The sequence below is a fragment of the Arthrobacter koreensis genome, from assembly GCF_035792275.1.
Lineage (GTDB): Bacteria > Actinomycetota > Actinomycetes > Actinomycetales > Micrococcaceae > Arthrobacter_B > Arthrobacter_B koreensis_A.
In genome coordinates, this window is the sequence record NZ_JAMWKK010000002.1 from 298,186 (window position 1) to 317,239 (window position 19,054).

The window sequence follows — 19,054 nt, forward strand, 5'->3', positions numbered from 1 at the left end:
CCGGAACTTTAGCAGCCGCCGCTAGTCCTGGCTGGTTGGTGCCCCGGCAGCGAGCGGACGTGCCCAGCCGTGGAAATGCCGGCGCCTGCTGCGCTGGTTCCACCCGGTGAAGGTGGTTGCTCCGCGATCCCCCGGGGTGCCGGATTCGGAGATCCGGACACTTACCGTCGCGGGGAGGAAAACCGGTGACTCAAACTCGATATTCCACTCGAACGGTTCCTGCATTGCCGGGCCTGTCTCACCCACTACCCGGGACGCCATGTACATGCCGTGCGCAATCGACCGCTTGAGGCCCAGGGCGCGTGCGGAGAGGGCGCTGAGGTGGATCGGATTGAAATCGCCCGATACCCGTGCGTAGTTTCGTCCGGCATCCGGTCCCAGCCGCCACTGCGCGGTGGGATTCGGCGGCACGAACTCCGGCCGCTGCCCCGCGGAACCCGGCCGGTCAAAACGGGGAAGATAAACTCCCTTGGCCAGGTAGACCGAACGCCCGGTCCATACGAGCTCGTCCCCGGAACGGACCTCGGCGACGAGCTCCACCTGGGTGCCGGCGCGGTGCCCGGCGAGGTTCTCCGCCCAGGCCGTTACGGACAGCGGCTCCGAGTAGTGGATCGGACGCAGGTGCCGGACCTCGTTGCGCAGGTGGACCAGCCCCAGGAGCGGCAGCGGAAAGTCTTCCCGCGCCATGACGCTCATCGCCACGGGAAACGCAAACGTGTGCACGTAGCCCGAAGGCAGTGTGTCCTGGGCGCTGTGCAGAACCAGCCGCTGGAAGCTGGTGAGGTTGTCCAGATCAACCCGGGCATGCTGCACGGTGTGCCGGGCCGCCGGGAGGTCCTTTGGTGCCGAGGCCGGGGAGAGACGGCTGCGTGCGGCGTTTGAGGCTGCAGTCAGGTAGAGGCGGCCCAGCGCCGGAATAGCTTCGAGTTCCTGGACGCTCATGCCCCCACCATATTCTGTCCGCACACCCGCAGCACCTGTCCGTTGACGCCCGCAGCGGCGTCCGAGGCCAGGAAGGCGATCGTCTCTGCCACGTCAACAGGCTTGCCGCCCTGCTGCAGGCTGGAGAGCCTGCGTGCCACCTGCCGGGTCAGCGCCGGCATCCGCGCCGTCATGTCGGTTTCGATGAAACCGGGCGCGACGGCGTTGATGGATCCGCCGCGCGGAGCCAGCAGCGGTGCTGTTGCCCGGACCATGCCGATGATGCCGGCCTTGGACGCGGCATAGTTGGTCTGCCCGCGGTTTCCGGCGATGCCGCTGGTGGAAGCCAGCGATACGATCCGGCCGTCGGGGCTGAAGGTCTCCGACTCGAGGAACCGCGTGTTCATCCGCAGCTGCGACGCAATGTTCACCGCGATCACCGAGTCCCACCGGGAGGCATCCATGTTGGCCAGCAGCTTGTCACGGGTGATTCCGGCGTTGTGGATGACGATGTCCAGCTTGCCGTAGCGCTCGGCGGCATGCGCCAGGATCCGGTCGGCGGCGTCGTCACGGGTAATGTCCACCTGCAGTGCGGTGCCGTGGATTTCATTCGCGACGGCGGCCAGCTGCTCGCCGGCAGCCGGCACGTCCACCACAATGACGTTGGCACCCTCCCGGTGCAGCACCCGGGCAATCGACGCACCGATACCGCGTGCGGCACCGGTGACGACGGCGGTCTTGCCGGCGAGCGTTGTGTTCCAGTCCTGCGGCAGCTCCCCGGCGTCGGAGCCGACGCTGATGAACTGGCCGCTGACGTAGGCGCTGCGGCCTGAGAGCAGGAAGTGCAGGGCAGCGGCAACGGACGGTGCGGAGGCATCGGTGCCGTTGGCCAGCACGATCCCGTTGGCTGTCGCACCGCCGCGCAGTTCATGGGCGAGGGAACGCAGGGTACCGTCGACGCCCTGCCGGGCCGCTGCCGCAGCAGGATCCTGGGCCTCGGACGCAGGCCGCGAAACGGTCACTATCCGTCCGCCCGGAGCGAGGTCGCGCAGGCTGGCACCAGCGTCGAGGCTCACCGCGCCCAGGTCTTCGGGGGCTGCGGCTTCGTCGAGCACCATCAGGATGGCACCCAGCTTTTCCTTGGGGGTGGCATGCCGGCGGACATCCAGCTGCCAGGACAGCAGCAGGGATGCGAGGGTGTCTGCGCTTTCGCCCTTGCCCAGGACCAGTACCGGGCCCGGAACCAGGGGCTTGGACGGATCGAACCGGCGGAGCACGGCTGGCCGGGGCAGTCCAAGCTTCTTCGCGATCTCCTTGGTGATGCCGGAATTGACGAGGTTCAGGTAGGTATCCGTCATGGCTAGCGGGCCTCCAGGATGGCTACGAGGCCCTGGCCGCCGGCGGCGCAGACGGAGATGAGTCCGCGGCCGGAGCCCTTCTCCGCGAGCATCTTGGCGAGGGAGGCGACGATGCGGCCGCCCGTGGCGGCGAACGGGTGTCCGGCTGCCAGCGAGGAACCGTTGACGTTGAGCTTGCTCCGGTCGATGCTGCCCAGCGGTGCGTCCAGTCCCAGGCGGGTGCGGCAGAATTCTTCGTCTTCCCAGGCTGCGAGGGTGCTCAGGACTGTACCGGCGAAGGCCTCGTGGATTTCGAAGAAATCGAAATCTGCGAAGGTCAGGTTGTTGCGTGCCAGCAGGCGCGGGACGGCAAAGGCCGGGGCCATCAGCAGTCCGTCGCGGCCGTGCACGAAGTCGACCGCGCCGGCTTCGGCGTCGACGATGTTGGCGAGCATAGGGAGGTCATGCTCCCGCGCATAGTCCTCGGAACCGAGGAGCACCACCGAGGCGCCGTCGGTAAGCGGGGTGGAGTTGCCCGCCGTCATGGTGGCTTCATCGCCCAGGGAGCGGCCGAAGACCGGCTTCAGCTTTGCCAGCTTCTCCAGGGAGGTGTCGGCGCGGAGGTTCGAGTCACGGGACAGCCCGCGGTACGGGGTGATCAGGTCGTCGAAGAAACCGCGGTCGTAGGCGGCGGCAAGGTTCCGGTGGCTGTTGTAGGCCAGCTCATCCTGGCTTTCGCGGGTGATCTTCCACTGGGCGGTCGTCAGTGCCTGGTGTTCGCCCATGGACAGGCCGGTGCGGGGTTCGCCCGTGGTAGGAGCGTTGGGTGCCAGGTCGCGGGGGCGGATCTTTGCGATGGCAGCAAGTTTCTGCTTGGTCGAGCGGGCACGGGAGAGATCCAGCAGGGCGCGGCGCAGGCCTTCGCTGACTGCAATCGGGGCGTCGGAAGCGGAATCGACACCGCCGGCGATTCCGGACTCGAGCTGGCCCAGCTTGATCTTGTTGGCGAGGGACACGACGGTCTCCAGTCCGGTGGCGCAGGCCTGCTGGACGTCATAGGCGGGAGTTTCCGGAGACAGGGCTGAGCCGAGGACGGCTTCGCGGGTGAGGTTGAAGTCCCGGGAGTGCTTCAGGACGGCTCCGGCTGCTACGGCGCCGATCCGTTCGTCCTGGAGGCCAAAGCGGGCTACCAATCCGTCCAGGGCCGCGGTCAGCATGTCCTGGTTGGAACTGTGGGCGTAGGCGCCGCCGGAGCGGGCGAAGGGGATGCGGTTGCCGCCAATAACCACGGCGTTGCGGACGGCGGGACCGGCGCCGGGGGCGGGTGCCGGGGCGGACGTGGGTTGTGCAGCCATTCGGGCGTCTCCTTGGGGGATCAATATGTGACAGGAATTACTGTAACCCACCGTACCTGATACGCTGGGTATCGTGAACACCGCAGTGAAACAAGACACACCCGCACCGGACGGCCGTTCCGTCCGCTGGGAAGCGCACCGCATCGAGCGCCGCAGCGCCCTCATCAAGGCCGCACGCCGCGCCGTGCACACCCTCGGCGCGCAGGCATCCATGGAGGAAATCGCCGCTGCGTCAGGAACCTCGAAGTCTGTGTACTACCGGTACTTCGGGGACAAGTCCGGGCTGCAGCAGGCCATGGGCGAGGTGGTCATTAACCAGATGCAGGACAAGATCCTCGCGGCTGGCCGCAGCGCCGATTCGCCGCGCTCCGGACTGCGGGCCATGGTTTCCGCCTACCTGCAGATGGCACAGACCTCCCCCAACGTGTACGCCTTTGTCACCGGTTCCGCCGGTGAGGCCCCGGGCATCAGCGAACCCGGCGTCGCCGTCGCGCTGTCGCACTTCTTCGCCAATATCAGCGAAATGATGGACCACGCCGTGCAGGCATACCTGGAGGGGCATGACACCGGTTCCCTGACGCAGGCCGCCGCCGGCTTCTGGCCCATTGCAGCTTTGGGCATGGTGCGGGCCGCCGGTGAGCGCTGGCTTGCCACCCCCGCCCCGGACAGGCCCTCAGAAGCCGAAATGACGGACCAGCTCACTGCCTGGCTGTTTGACGGAATTGGCTGGGACACCCCCGGCCGCCAAACCCGCGAAGCCTAAAGAACCCACCACTGCGCCCGGCAGCCGCGGAGTACCCTCCGCACCGCCGAACGCCGACCAGTAAGGACACGCAATGACGCAATCAGTCTCTACCCCGCAGCGCCAGCTCCCCGCCAGCACCGTCATCCGCGAAGACGACTCGGCAACAGTCAACGTTGAAGCGCTGGGCCGCGCCCTGCTGGGCAAGTGGCAGGACATCCGCCTGCAGGCCCGCAAGCTGGCCGGATCGGACGAACTCCACACCCCCGCCGGACTCTCGCACACCGAACACCGCCTCCGGGTGATGGACCAGCTCAAGGTCCTGGTCGACGCCGACGCCGTGCACCGTGCCTTCCCTTCCTACGTGGGCGGCCAGGACAACCACGGAGGGAACATTGCCGGGTTCGAGGAACTGGTGGTGGCCGATCCGTCGCTGCAGATCAAGGCCGGCGTGCAGTGGGGCCTGTTCGGCTCCGCAGTCCTGCACCTGGGCAACCGCGAACACCACGAGAAGTGGCTCCCGGGCATCATGAGCCTGGAGATCCCCGGCTGCTTCGCCATGACCGAGACCGGACACGGCTCGGATGTCTCCAGCATTGCCACCACCGCCGAGTACGACGAGGCGGCGCAGGAGTTCATCATCAACACCCCGTTCCGCGCGGCGTGGAAGGACTACATCGGCAACGCTGCCGTCAACGGCAAGGCCGCCGTGGTCTTCGCGCACCTCATCACCAAGGGCGTGGACCACGGCGTGCATGCCTTCTACGTTCCGCTGCGTGACGAGAACGGCTTCCTGCCCGGCGTCGGCGGAGAGGACGACGGCGTCAAGGGCGGCCTCAACGGCATCGACAACGGCCGGCTGCACTTCTCCAACGTCCGGGTTCCCCGTACCAACCTGCTGAACCGTTACGGCGACGTGGCTGAAGACGGCACCTACACGTCCTCCATCGAGAGCCCGGGCCGCCGGTTTTTCACGATGATCGGCACCCTCGTCCAGGGCCGGGTTTCCCTGGACGGCGCCGCGGTTGCCGCCTCGAAGCTGGGCTTGAACATCGCCGTCAAGTACGCCACGGAGCGCCGTCAGTTCAACGGCGCGTCTGACACGGTCGAAGAGGTGCTGATGGACTACCAGCAGCACCAGCGCCGCCTGCTCCCCCTGCTGGCCACCACCTACGCCGCGTCCTTCGCGCATGATGAGCTGCTGTCCAAGTTCGACGACGTGTTCTCCGGAGCCGACGACACCGACGAGAACCGCCAGGACCTTGAAACCCTCGCCGCGGCCCTGAAGTCCCTCTCCACCTGGCATGCACTGGACACCCTCCAGGAATGCCGCGAAGCCACCGGCGGCGCCGGGTTCCTGGCCGAGAACCGGCTCACGGCGCTGCGGTCCGACCTGGACATCTACGTGACCTTCGAGGGCGACAACACGGTGTTGCTGCAGCTGGTCGCCAAGCGGCTGCTGGCCGACTACGCCAAGGAATTCCAGGGCGCCGACTTCGGCGTCCTGGCCCGGTACGTGGTGGGCCAGGCAACGGAACGCACCGTCCACCGCTCCGGCCTGCGCCAGATAGTGCAGACGGTTGCGGACACCGGCTCCGAAAAGAAGTCCGCGATTGCCCTGCGCGATCCGCGGGCCCAGCACGACCTGCTGGCAGACCGGGTGGCCACCATGGTGGCCGAGGTTGCCGGCGAGCTGCAGAAGGCACGCAAGCTGCCCAAGGCTGAGGCCGCTGCGGTCTTCAACCGGAACCAGCACGACCTCATCGAAGCCGCACGCGCCCACGCCGAACTGCTGCAGTGGGAGGCCTTCACCCGGGGCCTGGAGCGCATCGAGGACGAAGGAACGCGGCAGGTCGTCACGTGGCTGCGCGACCTCTTCGGGCTGGGACTGATCGAAAAGAACCTGGCCTGGTACCTGATGCACGGACGGCTCTCCTCGCAGCGGGCCCGCACTCTTGGCGAATACATCAACCGCCTGCTCGCCAGGATCCGGCCGCACGCCATGGACCTGGTGAACGCCTTTGGATACGGCCCGGAGCACCTCCGGGCAGCCATCGCGAGCGGTGCCGAGAAGCAGCGGCAGGACGAGTCGATGGAATACCAGCGGCTGCTGCGGGCCTCCGGTACCGCACCCGTGGACGAGAAGATCCTGATCCAGCGCCGGAAGCAGGCGGCGAAGGCCAAGCGTTAGCACCTGCACAGGCAGACCCTGAGGGGCCCGGCACCGGAACAACCGGTGCCGGGTCCCTCAGGGTCTGCCTGTGCAGCTAGGGAAGGACCGAGCGGTAGACCTGCAGGGTCTGCTCTGCGATTGCCTCCCAGGAAAAGTGCTCGGAGGCACGGCGCCGGCCGGCCTCCCCCATCTCCCGTGCCCGGTCAGGGTCCGTGGCCAGCACGGTGAGGGCAGCGGCAAAATCACGGACGAACGCGTCGGGATCCAGCGGCGTGCCCGTGCCGTCCTGTACCTGGTCAAGGGGCACGAGAAGGCCGGTGACGCCGTCGTCCACCACCTCGGGTATGCCGCCCGTGGCGCTGGCTGCTACTGCCGTGCCGCAGGCCATCGCCTCGAGGTTAACGATGCCCAGCGGCTCGTAGATCGAGGGGCAGGCAAAGACCGTGGCAGAGCTGAGTACCTTGATCAGCTCGGCGCGCGGCAGCATCCGCTCAATGACGACGACGCCGGTGCGGGAGCGGGACAGTTCCGTGATCAGTTCTGCAGTCTCGGCAGCGAGCTCCGGCGTGTCCGCTGCACCCAGGCAGAGGACAAGCTGGACCTCCGGCGGCAGCAGGGCGGCTGCCCGGAGCAGATAGGGGACGCCTTTCTGCCTGGTATTCCGTCCCACGAACACAACCGACGGCGCATCCGGGTCGATGCCCAGCGCACGTACCCCGTCCGGATCATGGTCCGGGTGCCAGGCATCGGTGTCGATCCCGTTGTGCACCACGCGGACCTTGCCCGGGGTGACTTCCGGATAAGCGCGCAGAATGTCTTTCCGCATCCCTTCGGACACGGCAATGATGGCGGAAGCGGCGTCGTACGCGGTTTTCTCCACCCAGGAAGACAGCGCGTATCCGCCCCCGAGCTGCTCGGCTTTCCAGGGGCGCAGCGGCTCCAGGCTGTGCGCGCTCAGCACATGGGGTACCCCGTACAGCAGTGAACCCAGATGGCCGGCCATATTGGCGTACCAGGTGTGCGAATGGATCAGGTCCGTGCCTTCCAGCCCCTGGAGCATGTCCAGGTCCGTGCCGAGGGTCTGGACGGCGGGATTGGCGCCGTCCAGCTCGGCCGGAACGGGGTACGCACGCACCCGGGCGCCGTGGTAGTCAGCCTCCCTAGGCGCGCCGAAACAGTGAACCCGCAGGTCAGCCCGGCTGGCCAGCACACGGCTCAGTTCCGCGACGTGCACTCCGGCTCCGCCGTAGATCTCCGGGGGGAATTCCTTGGAAACGATATCTACTCGCACTTGATCAACGTAGTGCACATCACGCGCAGTGATCTAGTGTGTTGGTCAGCAGGCTTCCCAGTCAGGAACGGCTTAACAGATTTCCCGCATGGCGGGAGCAGTCAGGAGCAGACACATGGCACCGAAGAAAGTCCTGTCCGTCGTCCTCGCCGGCGGCGAGGGTAAGCGGCTGATGCCGCTGACCGCTGACCGGGCCAAACCAGCGGTGCCCTTTGCCGGCAAGTACCGGCTGATCGACTTTGCCCTCTCCAACCTGGTCAACTCCGGCTACCTGCAGATCGTGGTGCTGACCCAGTACAAGTCGCACAGCCTGGACCGGCACATCTCCGAGACCTGGCGCCTCTCCACCCAGCTGCAGAACTACGTCGCCTCCGTTCCGGCGCAGCAGCGGGTGGGTAAAAGCTGGTTCCTGGGAAGCGCCAACGCCCTGTACCAGTCCATGAACCTGATCGACGATGCCCGGCCGGACATCGTCGTCGTCATTGGCGCGGACCACGTCTACCGGATGGACTTCTCCCAGATGGTGGAGGCGCACATCGCCTCCGGTGCCCCGTGCAGCGTAGCCGCGGTGCGGCAGCCGCTGGCCATGGCGGACCAGTTCGGCGTCATCGAAACGGATCCGGGTGATCCGGGCCAGATAGCGGCGTTCGTAGAGAAGCCGTCCAGCACCCCGGGGCTGCCCGATGATCCCGGCAGCTTCCTGGCCTCCATGGGCAACTACGTCTTCACCACCGACGCACTGGTGGAGGCGCTTCGGATCGATGCCGAACGCCTGATTACCAAACACGACATGGGCGGAGACATCATTCCCTGGTTCGTGGAACGCGGCGAAGCCAACGTCTACGACTTCACCGAAAACATCATTCCCGGCGCCACTGATCGGGACCAGCGGTACTGGCGGGACGTCGGCACGCTGGACTCCTATTACGACGCGCACATGGACCTGATCTCCCCGGTGCCGTCCTTCAACCTGTACAACCTGCAGTGGCCCATCTACACCCGGCAGAGCATTTCCCCGCCGGCGAAGTTTGTGCGGGATTCAACTGCGGCGCCCGGAACAGCCGTGGATTCGATCGTCGCCAACGGCGCCGTTATCTCCGGCGGCACTGTCAGCGGTTCCGTCCTGGGGCACGACGTCTACGTGGACTCCGGCGCCACCGTGACAGACAGCGTGATCATGGACGGGGTACGGATCGGTGAAGGGGCCGTGGTCAAGCGCGCGATCGTGGACAAGTTCGTCGAAATCCCGCCGGGGGCAACCATCGGCGTCAACCGCGAACTGGACCTGGCCCGCGGGTACACGGTCACGGCGTCCGGCCTGACGGTGCTGAGCAAAGGACAGACAGTCCGGGTCCAGTGATGCGCGCCGCGCAATAACGGGAGCCGGGCGGGTTAGCGGTAAGGTCGAGGTGCACCAGTTTGCCCTCCGCCGTGACTACTCCCGGCGGACCCACCGCAGAAACGACTCGATGAGCAGCACAGACCTTACCCCCGAAGACCTCAGCACCTGCCTTCGGGTCCTCTCCACCATCCATGCCCTGGACGAGGACCATCCGGACCACGTGGCCGTACGCCGGGCCACGGCAAAGATGTTCAAGGCCGTCAAGAAACACCGGAAGGTGACCAAGCGGGAGGCCGTCGCTGAGGCGGACCGCGCCGTCGTCGCCCGCACCGCCACCGGTGCTCCGGACCGCATCGACGACGAGACCAGGGGCGCGCAGCTGCGCAGCTCCGCGCATGGTCCGTCCGCAGGAACGCTGCTTAAGCCGCGGAACTGCTACATCTGCAAGCAGCCGTACACCCTGGTGGATGCCTTCTACGATCAGCTGTGCCCGGAATGCGCCGTATTCAGCCACGCCAAGCGCGATGCCAGGACGGACCTCACCGGACGGCGCGCGCTGCTGACCGGCGGCCGCGCCAAGATCGGCATGTACATTGCGCTGCGGCTGCTGCGCGACGGCGCCCACACCACCATTACCACCCGGTTCCCCAAGGACGCTGCCCGGCGCTTCGCTGCGATGGAAGACTCCGCGGACTGGCTGCACCGGCTCAAGATTGTGGGCATCGACCTGAGGGATCCGGCCCAGGTAATCTCCCTGGCCGACGCCGTTGCGGCCGACGGGCCCCTGGACATCCTCATCAACAACGCTGCGCAGACCGTGCGCCGCAGTTCCAACGCCTACCAGCCGCTGATGGACGCCGAGCTCGAAGAGCTGCCCTCGAACAGGCCCATGCCGGAACTGGTGACCTTCGGCAACACCTACAACGCCCACCCGACGGCGCTGGCAGGCTCCGTCGCCGGACATCCGGTCCTGGCCGGCGACGCTGTCACCTCCCTGGCGCTGACGGCGGGTTCGTCGTCCCTGGCGAAACTGGGCGACGGCACAGCGATCGACGCCGGTGGCCTGGTCCCGGACACGGCCCCGATCAATTCCTGGACCCAGGTAGTGGACCAGGTTGAGCCGCTGGAGATGCTCGAAGTGCAGCTGTGCAACGTCACTGCTCCGTTCCTGCTGGTCAACCGGCTTCGCCCGGCCATGGCGGCCTCCCCGGCCCGGCGCAAGTACATCGTGAACGTCTCCGCCATGGAGGGCCAGTTCGCCCGCCGCTACAAGGGTCCGGGACACCCGCATACGAATATGGCCAAGGCCTCGCTGAACATGCTCACCCGCACCAGTGCCGGGGAAATGCTGGAAACCGACGGCATCCTGATGACGGCCGTGGATACAGGCTGGATCACCGACGAACGCCCGCACCCCACCAAGGTGCGTCTGGCTGAAGAAGGCTTCCACGCACCCCTGGACCTGGTGGACGGCGCAGCCCGCGTCTACGACCCGATCGTGATGGGCGAAGCGGGCGAGGACCTGCACGGTGTCTTCCTCAAGGATTACCGGCCCTCTCCCTGGTAGCGGTTCGGCGGCGGAGTGCTCCGACGGCCTTGCTGAGCTCAGAGACAACGATGATGGTGGCCGCCACGCCCAGGCAGAGCATCCACTGGTCGGAGCTGAGCGGAACCGTGTCGAAGAGGTCCTCGAAGAAACCGAGCTGGACCACCAGGACCTGCAGCAGCACTACGGCGCCGAGTGAGAACCAGACGGCCCGGTTGGTGAACGTCTGCAGCGAGAACACCGAGGAGGTTTCGCTGCGGACATTGAGCAGGTTGAAGACCTGGTAGAAAACGAACGTCGTGAAGGCCATCGTGGAGGCGAAGTTGCCGCTCGCCGCCGCTGACTCGGGGAAGAGCGACGGCGCCTGCAGCAGTACCCAGCAGGTACCCGCCGCCATCACGGCGCCGGACACGAACAGGGCAGCCAGCCGCTGCCCGGTGAGCAGGGGCTCCCGGCGTTTCCGCGGCGGCTGCTGCATCACGCGCGGGTCGGTCGGATCAACCCCCAGGGCCAGGGCCGGCGGACCGTCCATGATGATGTTCACCCAGAGGATCTGGATGGCCGTGAACGGGGCTCCCCCGGCGAAGCCGAACGTGGCAGCCGCGAGGAAGATCAGCACGAATCCCCACGCCGTAGTCAGCTGGAACCGGACGAACTTGAGGATGTTCGCGTAGATCCCGCGGCCCTCCCGGACAGCGGCAACTATGGTGGCGAAGTTGTCATCGGTCAGGATCATCCGGGCGGCACCCTTGGACACATCGGTTCCGGTGATCCCCATGGCGATTCCAATGTCCGCCCGCTTCAGTGCCGGAGCATCATTGACGCCGTCACCGGTCATGGCCACCACGGAACCGTCAGCCTGCAGCGCCTCCACCACGCGAAGCTTGTGCTCCGGGGAAACCCGGGCAAGCACACCGACCTTCGGTGCGAGCTCCTGAAGCTCTGCGTCGCTGAGTGTGTCCAGCCGGGAACCTGGCACAGCCTCTCCTGGAATACCGAGGTCCTTGGCGATCGCGGAAGCGGTGACGAGGTGGTCGCCGGTAATCATGTGCACCTGGATTCCCGCTGCGCGGGCCTCCTCGATGGCTTCGCGTGCCTCCTTCCGCGGCGGGTCCATGATGCCCACGACGGCGTAGAGCACCAGACCTGAGACTGCCCGGCGCAGCTGCTCGGGTTCCGTGGGCGGGAGGGCCCCGAAGGGCCGGCCGGCCACGGCCAGCGTACGCAGGCCTGCATCGGCAATGGCTTCGACCTCTCCCAGCAGCAGCTCCCGGTGCGCCGGTGTCAGCGGCTCCGGGCCGCTCTCCCCCGCTATCTGGTCGCAGAGGTCCAGGACGATGCCCGGGGCGCCCTTTACATTGCACCAGAGCGAGTCCGGCATGCGCTCGTTCGCATTGAACGTGGCCATGTACTTGTATTCGGAGTCGAAGGGAACTTCGGCGACCCGGGGATGCTCCGCCCGCGCCTCAACCGCATCTATTCCGGCTTTCTCGGCCAGCACCACCAGCGCGCCTTCCGTCGGATCGCCGGTGAGCACGCCGTCGGCCACCGATGCGTCGTTGCACAGGACCATGGCCAGATAGGCCTCGGTGAGTGCGGGCACCTCCCCGCCGTCCGGACTCAGGATCTTCCCCTCCACCCCGTAGCCGGTGCCGGTGACGCGGAACCTGCGGCCGGAGGCGGAGAGAATCCGGCGGGCGGTCATCTCATTCAGTGTCAGCGTGCCGGTCTTGTCCGTGCAGATCTGGGAGGTTCCGCCGAGGGTCTCCACAGCGGAGAGCTGCTTGATGATGGCGCCGCGTGCGGCCAGCCGGGAGGCTCCCATGGCAAGGGTGAAGGCGACGACGGCGGTCAGGCCTTCCGGGATCGTGGCCACCGCGAGGGATACGGAGGTCAGCAGCAGCGTGTTCAGGTCCTCCCCGCGGAGCAGGCCCAGGACAAAGACCAGCGCCACGACGCCCAGGGCGATCCAGGTCAGCAGGGCTGCGACCTGGTCAATGCTGCGCTGCAGCGTGGTTTTCTCATCCCGGGTGCTGCCGAGCAGATGGGCGATCCTGCCCATCTGGGTGTCCATGCCCGTGCCCGTAATCACCATCACCGCCCGGCCGCGGCTGATGTCTGTTCCCATGTAGAGCATCCCGTGCCGGTCAGCCACCGGGGCATCGGCGGCCTGCAGCGAGGCGGCATCCTTGTTGACCGGCTGCGACTCTCCGGTAAGCGCTGCCTCAGCGGCCTGCAGGCGGACGGCTTCGAGCAGCCTGCCGTCCGCCGGTACCGAGTCCCCCGCCTCCAGCAGCACGATGTCCCCCGGCACCAGCTCCGTACGCGGGAGGGTGGAGACAGCGCCGCCGCGGCGGACCCGCGTGGTTCCCACATCCGTCCGCCGGAGCGCCTCCAGGCTGTTCTCCGCCCGGCGTTCCTGCACATAGTTCAGGCAGGTGTTCAGGATGACCACGGCAAGGATGACGATCGGCGTTTCAAGCTCGCGGGAGACGACGGCGCTGAGCACTGCGGCGGCAAGGAGGACGAGAATCAGCCGGTCCGAAAGCAGGGCCAGAATCTTCCGCCACGCCGGAACGGGCGGCTTGCCGGCAAGCTGGTTGGTCCCGTACGCCTCCAGCCGGCGTTCTGCCTCTGAGACACTCAGGCCCGTCGCCGGATCCGTGCCCAGGGCTCTGGCGACGTCCGGGCCGGGACGGGTCCAGGGGTCTGGCACCGGGGAATCCGACGGGGAACGTGAGGAGCCGGCCGCCGGTGTTCCGGACCCGGAGCTGCTGCCATGCTGCATGGGATACCCCTGTGCTCGGCTCGCGAACTGGTCCGCATCAGTCTACCAACGGGGTGCCGGGGCGGTAACGGCGCGCTGCGGAGTTGGCGCTGGCGAGGCTTCTCGGCGAAGGTGGGAGGATGCCAGCGCCCACCGCCTTCCGTGCCAATCTTCCCGGCCTCGCAGCAGCCGCCGCGGCCGTCGTGTTCTGCCTGCTGCTGCACCGTGTGGTTCCGGCCGTTCCGGTACTGACCGCGGCCGTCGTTATTGGCCTGGCAGCCGGAAACATACCTGGTCCGGCCGGGCTGGCCGCAGGTCCCTGGCGGCCCGGGCTTGCACTTGCGGCCAAGAGATTCCTGCGGCTGGGGATTGTCCTCCTGGGCCTGAAGGTCTCCCTGCTGGACATCGCCGGTCTTGGCTGGCTGACGGTTGTCCTCATAGTGGCGCTCGTCGGTTTTTCATTCGGGGCGACTTATCTGGTGTGCCGCGCATTCCGCCTCCCGGGCGAAGAACCGGTCCTCGTTGCCGCCGGTTTCTCGATCTGCGGGGTGTCCGCAGTCGGAGCGGTGGCGGCGTCCAGGGGGATCCGGGCGGAACAGACTGCGGTTCCAGCCGCGATGGTCACACTCTGCGGGACCCTTGCGATCGCCGTCCTGCCGCTGCTCAGCGCGGTACTGGGACTGTCACCGGAGAGGTTTGGATTCCTTGCCGGCGCCTCCGTGCATGATGTGGGACAGGTTGTTGCGACAGCGCAGACCGGCGGTACCGCGGCCCTGGCGCTTGCCGTCGTCGTGAAGCTGGTGCGCGTGCTGATGCTCGCTCCGGTCAGCGCCCTGGCGGGCCTGGAGCACCGCAGGCGGGCCGGAAATTCCGCGGGCGGAAAGTTCCCTCCGCTGGTTCCGCTCTTTGTCGCGGGCTTCGTCGCGGCGGTAGCGCTTCGAACGACCGGCCTCCTGCCGGCCGGTCTGCTGGAAACTGCAGCGCTGTTCCAGGAGCTGCTCTTCGCTGCTGCACTCTTTGGCCTCGGTGCGTCGGTGAACCTCCGCAGCCTGATGCGCACCGGAGGCCGGGCTGCCGCTGCTTCCCTCATCTCCTGGACTATCATCGTGGCGGCCGGCCTGGGGCTGGCCGTGCTGCTCGTCCCGGCGGCCTGATCGCCCCGCTTCGCCGAAACAGCGCCCGGCCCCGTTGCCGGGCGCCGCGGGCACGCATAGTCTCAGACTTTCCCGGCATCCACCCGTTGCGGACCACAAGGGGGCGTCATGGCTCACGCAGCGTTCATCCCGGAAGTCACCACCGGAACCCGGTCCATACGAGCCGGCACTCTGCCCCGTACGGCCGGGCTGCTGTGGTGCGTACTGGTGCTGTGGCTGCTTCTCTCCAACCTCATTGTTCCGTCCTACGGCATCACGCGCTACGAGACCTGGGCTGCGGTCCTGGCCGGCACGGTGGTCCTCGCGCTGACACTGGCAGTGCCCCGGCTCCTGAACCTGCTGGACAGACTGCTCACCCGCCGCTGGATGCGTGTCCTGGCATCAGTGCTGGGCTGGGCGGCCGTGTTCGCCGTACTGGCCAGGCTGGCCGATGCGGTCCGCCTCCCCCCGGACTGGGACGCTGCGGCAGTCTACTACTCCGCGTACGGCCTCGCGGACCAGGGTGTGCCGGAAGCTGCAGACCGTGCCTATTTCCAAATCAACCCGAACAACCTCCTGCTGATGCTGCTCCTGAGCAAGTACCTGGGATTTGCGGAAGCGCTGGGCTCGGAGGATCTGCGTCAGTCAGTTGCCTACCTCAACGCCGGACTGCTGTTTGCCGGGATGCTGCTCACATATGCTGCCGCCGCATTGCTTGGCGGGCGCCAGGCAGCCAGGTTGACCCTCGTGCCGTCGATCATCCTGATTGTCCTCTCGCCCTGGATGACAGTCTTCTACTCGGATACAGCGGCCCTGCCGTTCACCATTCTCATCTTTTGCCTGCTGGTCCTGTCAGCCGGACGCAGGCTCCCGGCAGGACTGCTGCTGTGGGCGGCCGCCGGTGCCGCGGCAGCCGTCGGCTATGGAATCAAGCCCACCGTGCTGATCGTGCTGGCGGCAGCGTTCCTCGTGGTCCTGCTGTCCGTTCGCCGGGCCGCGTGGCGCAGGGACCTGCCGGCTGCCGTGCTGTCCATGGCGGTGGCTGCGGGGGCGTTTGCCGGGACGAACGCCGCTGCCGGCGCATGGAGCCGCAGTTCGGGCGTCCCGGCAGATGGCGTTTCCCCGGCCCAGCAGGCCCTTCCCTTCACGCACTTCCTCAAGGTCGGCGCACAGCAGTACCCGGGTCCGAACGGAGACTACTACGGCTCGTACAACGAGGAGGACCGGACAGAGACGCTGCAGATCACGGATCCCGCGGAACGCCTGGCAGCCGGTGCAGACGCCTACCGCGAACGCGTCACGGCCATGGGCCCCTGGGGCTACGCAGCCTTCCTGAACGCCAAACTGCGCTGGATCACCGGTGACGGGTCCTTCTTCAGCTGGGGGGAAGGCAGAATGACCGCCGGCGACTTCATCGCAGATGATCCGCTGAGCCGCAGCATCCAGGAGTTCTTTGGTCCGGGACGCCCGGGGTTCGGAGTCCTGATGAGCCTGTGGCAGGGCACCTGGTTCCTGCTTCTGGCACTCTGCGGGGCAGGGCTGTTCCTGCGGGGACCGCCCCTGGATTCCCGGGAAGTGGCAACGGCCCGCATTGCCCTGCTCGGATTGTTCGTCTTCCTGCTGCTCTCCGAAGGCCGGGCGCGTTTCCTCTATCTCTATCTGCCGTTCTTCATCGTCCTCGGCAGCCTGTCGCTGCAGAAACTGGCTGCCGCTGCGCGGCGTGCCCGGCGGCGGCCGCCGCTGTCCGGGCGGAACCGCCGCCGGGACACGCCGCCTCCCCCATCACCAGCGGAAGTGGTTGAATGAACTGGTGCCTAACGAAAACCTGAGCCGCGACGAAGCAGCCGCCCGCTCTGCCCTCCTGCGAGTAGCTTCCTACGACGTCGAACTGGACCTGGGAAGCGCAGCCGATCCTGACGCTGCGGGTTTCCGGTCACGGAGCACCATAACCTTCGACTGCAGCGAGTCGGGGGCCTCCACGTTCCTGGACTTCATCCACGGCGGCGTGGAAGCCGTCGTCGTGAACGGCAAGGCCTACGACCCGGCAGAAACCGTGACCGGGTCCAGGATCATGCTGCACAACCTGGTCACCGGAACGAACGTTGTCAGCGTTGAGGGGACCGCCCTGTACAGCCGCAGCGGCGAGGGCCTGCACCGCTTCACGGACCCGGCGGACGGACAAACCTACCTCTATACCCAGTACGAGCCGGCCGACGCGCGGCGCGTCTTTGCCAACTTTGAACAGCCGGACCTGAAGGCCTCCTTCACCTTCCACGTCACAGCTCCATCCGGCTGGGAAGTCGCTTCAAACGCGCAGGAAGCGGCACGCACCCCGCTGGGAGACGGAACCCGCAGCCGCTGGGACTTCCTCCCCACTCAACGGATTTCCACCTACATCACCTGCGTGCTTGCCGGACCGTACTTCAAGGCCGAAGACTCCTGGAGCACTGCCCTGCCTGACGGGGATGACCTTGTGGTCCCGCTGGCAGCCTACTGCCGCGCCTCGCTGGCTGAGCACTTCGACGCTGACAATATCTTCGACACCACCAAACGGGGACTGCAGTATTTCCACGAGCTGTTCGCCTACCCGTACCCGTTTGGAAAGTACGACCAGGCCTTTGTGCCTGAATACAACCTGGGAGCCATGGAAAACCCGGGGCTGGTGACGTTCACCGAGGCGTACGTGTTCCGGACCAAGGCCACCGAAGCCCAGTATGAGGCCCGGGCGAACACCATCATGCACGAGATGGCACACATGTGGTTCGGCGACCTGGTGACCATGCGGTGGTGGGACGACCTGTGGCTCAAGGAGTCCTTCGCGGACTACATGGGAGCGCTTGCCGTGGACGAAGCGACGGACTGGACCAACTCCTGGATCAGTTTCGCGAACCGCCGCAAAGCCTGGGCCTACGTCCAGGACCAGCTGCCGACCACGCATCCCATCGTGGCCGACATTCCAAACCTGGAAGCCGCCAAACAGAACTTTGACGGCATTACCTACGCCAAGGGTGCCTCGGTCCTGAAACAGCTCGTCGCCTATGTCGGGTTTGAAGCGTTCATCGAAGCATCCCGCAGGTACTTTGCCCGGCATGCCTGGGGCAACACCACCCTCGGGGACCTGCTGGAGGCACTCGGCGACGCCTCCGGACGGGACATGAGCGAGTGGTCGAGGATGTGGCTCGAGACCGCCGGCGTGCCGGTGCTTTCGGTCGAAGCGGAGAAGGCTGCGGACGGCACCTACGCCTCCGTCACCGTGCTGCAGGACGCCCCCGACCCGGTCAGCGGCGAGCAGATGCCGCGGCCGCACCGGATCCGGCTGGGATCCTATGACTTCACGGCGGACGGCTGGCTGGAGCGCACCGGAACGGTGGAGATCGACGTCGCGGGCCGGCGCACGGAGGTTCCCGAACTTTCCGGAAAGCCGGTGCCGGCCCTGCTCCTGCCCAACGACGGCGACCTCACCTATGCCAAGATCCGGTTCGATCCGGCATCGCTGGCCACCCTGCTTGAATCGCTTCCCCGGCTGCGGGATCCTCTGGCCCGGGCCATCTGCCTCTCGGCACTCTGGAACAGCGTGCGCGACGGCGTACTCTCCGCGCGGGACTACCTGCGCCTGGTGATCCGGACTGCCCCGTCCGAGCCCGGTGCCGGCGTCAAACAGGTACTGCTGGACAATGCACGGACTGCCGTAGAGCGCTACGCCCCGGCTGAGATCCGGGGGGCGCTTCGGGAGCAGCTCTTCACGGCCGTGGCGGACCAGCTGGCCGACGCCCCCGCGGGCAGCGACAGCCAGCTGATCCTGGCCAGGGCCGCCGCAGCACTGGGCCGCCGGACCGACAGCCACAACGAACTGCTGCGCGGCCTGCTCACCGGAGAGGTCGCGTACGACGGGCTGACCGTGGACACCGACCTGCGCTGGCGCCTGTGGCAGGCGCTGGCAGGAACGGGTTCGGCCGGCACGGAAGAACTCAAGGCCGAACTCGCCGGTGACAATACGGCAGCCGGCCGGGTCGGTTACACCGTGGCGGCCTCGGCCATGCCCGACGCAGGCGTCAAGGCAGCGGCCTGGGACGCAGCGGTGAACTCGGCGGTACTCTCGAATGAGCTGCTGTCAGCGACCATTGAAGGCTTCAATATTGGCGGACATGAGCTTCTCGACGCCTTCATCCCGGACTATTTCGCGGCGCTGGACACGGTATGGTCCACGCGCAGCATCGAAATAGCATCCCGCGTGGTGGCCGGCCTGTATCCGTCCGGGCAGGACCTGGCTCCGCACACCGTTCCGGCCGACCACCCGGTACTTGTACTGAGCCAGGAATGGCTGGAGTCCAACCCCGGTGCTCCCGCTGCCCTGCGCCGCATCATCATCGAAGCCCAGGACCAGCTCCTGCGGGCGCTGCGCGCGCAGGCAGCAGCCCGCTAGCGTCTGCTGCGGAGGAGCCCGGGC

At 66.9% G+C, this 19,054-nt stretch carries 12 protein-coding genes; 7 read left to right on the forward strand and 5 right to left on the reverse strand.

Annotated features, from left to right (window positions below):
- Positions 1-21 precede the first annotated feature (21 nt).
- Genes NGB94_RS03345 through NGB94_RS03355 form a run of 3 tightly spaced genes read right to left on the reverse strand, consistent with a single transcriptional unit; the run spans position 22 to position 3,613 of the window.
- Positions 22-942, reverse strand: a complete 921-nt coding sequence (locus tag NGB94_RS03345; RefSeq protein ID WP_325789074.1) for a MaoC family dehydratase — start codon at positions 940-942, stop codon at positions 22-24.
- Positions 939-2,279 (reverse strand): 3-oxoacyl-ACP reductase, encoded by a 1,341-nt coding sequence (locus NGB94_RS03350; RefSeq protein WP_325789075.1) that lies wholly within the window; start codon positions 2,277-2,279, stop codon positions 939-941. Before NGB94_RS03350 ends, NGB94_RS03345 begins: the two co-directional genes overlap by 4 nt.
- Positions 2,280-2,281: 2 nt before the next feature.
- On the reverse strand, positions 2,282-3,613 hold the full coding sequence (locus tag NGB94_RS03355; protein ID WP_325789077.1) for an acetyl-CoA C-acetyltransferase: 1,332 nt from the start codon (positions 3,611-3,613) through the stop codon (positions 2,282-2,284).
- Positions 3,614-3,698: 85 nt separating this feature from the next.
- On the opposite strand from NGB94_RS03355, the gene NGB94_RS03360 reads away from it, so the two are divergent.
- Positions 3,699-4,376 carry a TetR/AcrR family transcriptional regulator gene (locus tag NGB94_RS03360; RefSeq protein WP_325789078.1) on the forward strand — a complete coding sequence of 226 codons (678 nt, stop codon included), beginning with the start codon at positions 3,699-3,701 and terminating at the stop codon, positions 4,374-4,376.
- A gap of 73 nt (positions 4,377-4,449) precedes the next feature.
- The gene (locus tag NGB94_RS03365) at positions 4,450-6,546 is read left to right on the forward strand and encodes an acyl-CoA dehydrogenase (protein ID WP_325789080.1); all 2,097 of its coding nucleotides are present in this window, start codon (positions 4,450-4,452) and stop codon (positions 6,544-6,546) included.
- A gap of 76 nt (positions 6,547-6,622) precedes the next feature.
- Here NGB94_RS03365 and glgA read toward each other — a convergent pair whose 3' ends face one another.
- Complete coding sequence (gene glgA, locus NGB94_RS03370) at positions 6,623-7,819, reverse strand: glycogen synthase (protein ID WP_325789081.1); 1,197 nt, start codon at positions 7,817-7,819, stop codon at positions 6,623-6,625.
- A gap of 115 nt (positions 7,820-7,934) precedes the next feature.
- Here glgA and glgC point away from each other — a divergent pair, with 115 nt between their 5' ends.
- Positions 7,935-9,179 (forward strand): glucose-1-phosphate adenylyltransferase, encoded by a 1,245-nt coding sequence (gene glgC, locus NGB94_RS03375; protein WP_325789083.1) that lies wholly within the window; start codon positions 7,935-7,937, stop codon positions 9,177-9,179.
- Between the two features lie 109 nt (positions 9,180-9,288).
- A complete protein-coding gene (locus NGB94_RS03380) occupies positions 9,289-10,728 on the forward strand; it encodes an SDR family NAD(P)-dependent oxidoreductase (protein ID WP_325789085.1) in 1,440 nt (479 codons plus the stop codon).
- On the opposite strand, the gene NGB94_RS03385 is transcribed toward NGB94_RS03380, so the two are convergent.
- Entirely contained in the window at positions 10,700-13,423 is a 2,724-nt protein-coding gene (locus NGB94_RS03385; protein ID WP_325789086.1) for a cation-translocating P-type ATPase, read from the reverse strand. The two genes, NGB94_RS03380 and NGB94_RS03385, sit on opposite strands and share 29 nt — an antisense overlap.
- Positions 13,424-13,614: 191 nt before the next feature.
- On the opposite strand from NGB94_RS03385, the gene NGB94_RS03390 reads away from it, so the two are divergent.
- The 3 genes from NGB94_RS03390 to pepN all read left to right on the forward strand — a co-directional run bounded on the left by NGB94_RS03390 (position 13,615) and on the right by pepN (position 19,030).
- Positions 13,615-14,628 (forward strand): YeiH family protein, encoded by a 1,014-nt coding sequence (locus NGB94_RS03390; protein ID WP_325789087.1) that lies wholly within the window; start codon positions 13,615-13,617, stop codon positions 14,626-14,628.
- A gap of 108 nt (positions 14,629-14,736) precedes the next feature.
- Positions 14,737-16,413 (forward strand): hypothetical protein, encoded by a 1,677-nt coding sequence (locus NGB94_RS03395; protein WP_325789088.1) that lies wholly within the window; start codon positions 14,737-14,739, stop codon positions 16,411-16,413.
- A gap of 4 nt (positions 16,414-16,417) precedes the next feature.
- Positions 16,418-19,030, forward strand: a complete 2,613-nt coding sequence (pepN, locus tag NGB94_RS03400; protein ID WP_325789089.1) for an aminopeptidase N — start codon at positions 16,418-16,420, stop codon at positions 19,028-19,030.
- Positions 19,031-19,054: the final 24 nt, after the last annotated feature.

What these genes read in the sequence shown, in the direction of transcription:
- NGB94_RS03345 (WP_325789074.1), bottom strand. Translation starts at nt 942, where the DNA reads ATGAGCGTCCAGGAACTCGAAGCTATTCCGGCGCTGGGCCGCCTCTAC.
- NGB94_RS03350 (WP_325789075.1), bottom strand. Translation starts at nt 2,279, where the DNA reads ATGACGGATACCTACCTGAACCTCGTCAATTCCGGCATCACCAAGGAG.
- NGB94_RS03355 (WP_325789077.1), bottom strand. Translation starts at nt 3,613, where the DNA reads ATGGCTGCACAACCCACGTCCGCCCCGGCACCCGCCCCCGGCGCCGGT.
- NGB94_RS03365 (WP_325789080.1), top strand. Translation starts at nt 4,450, where the DNA reads ATGACGCAATCAGTCTCTACCCCGCAGCGCCAGCTCCCCGCCAGCACC.
- glgC (WP_325789083.1), top strand. Translation starts at nt 7,935, where the DNA reads ATGGCACCGAAGAAAGTCCTGTCCGTCGTCCTCGCCGGCGGCGAGGGT.
- NGB94_RS03380 (WP_325789085.1), top strand. Translation starts at nt 9,289, where the DNA reads ATGAGCAGCACAGACCTTACCCCCGAAGACCTCAGCACCTGCCTTCGG.
- NGB94_RS03390 (WP_325789087.1), top strand. Translation starts at nt 13,615, where the DNA reads ATGCCAGCGCCCACCGCCTTCCGTGCCAATCTTCCCGGCCTCGCAGCA.
- NGB94_RS03395 (WP_325789088.1), top strand. Translation starts at nt 14,737, where the DNA reads ATGGCTCACGCAGCGTTCATCCCGGAAGTCACCACCGGAACCCGGTCC.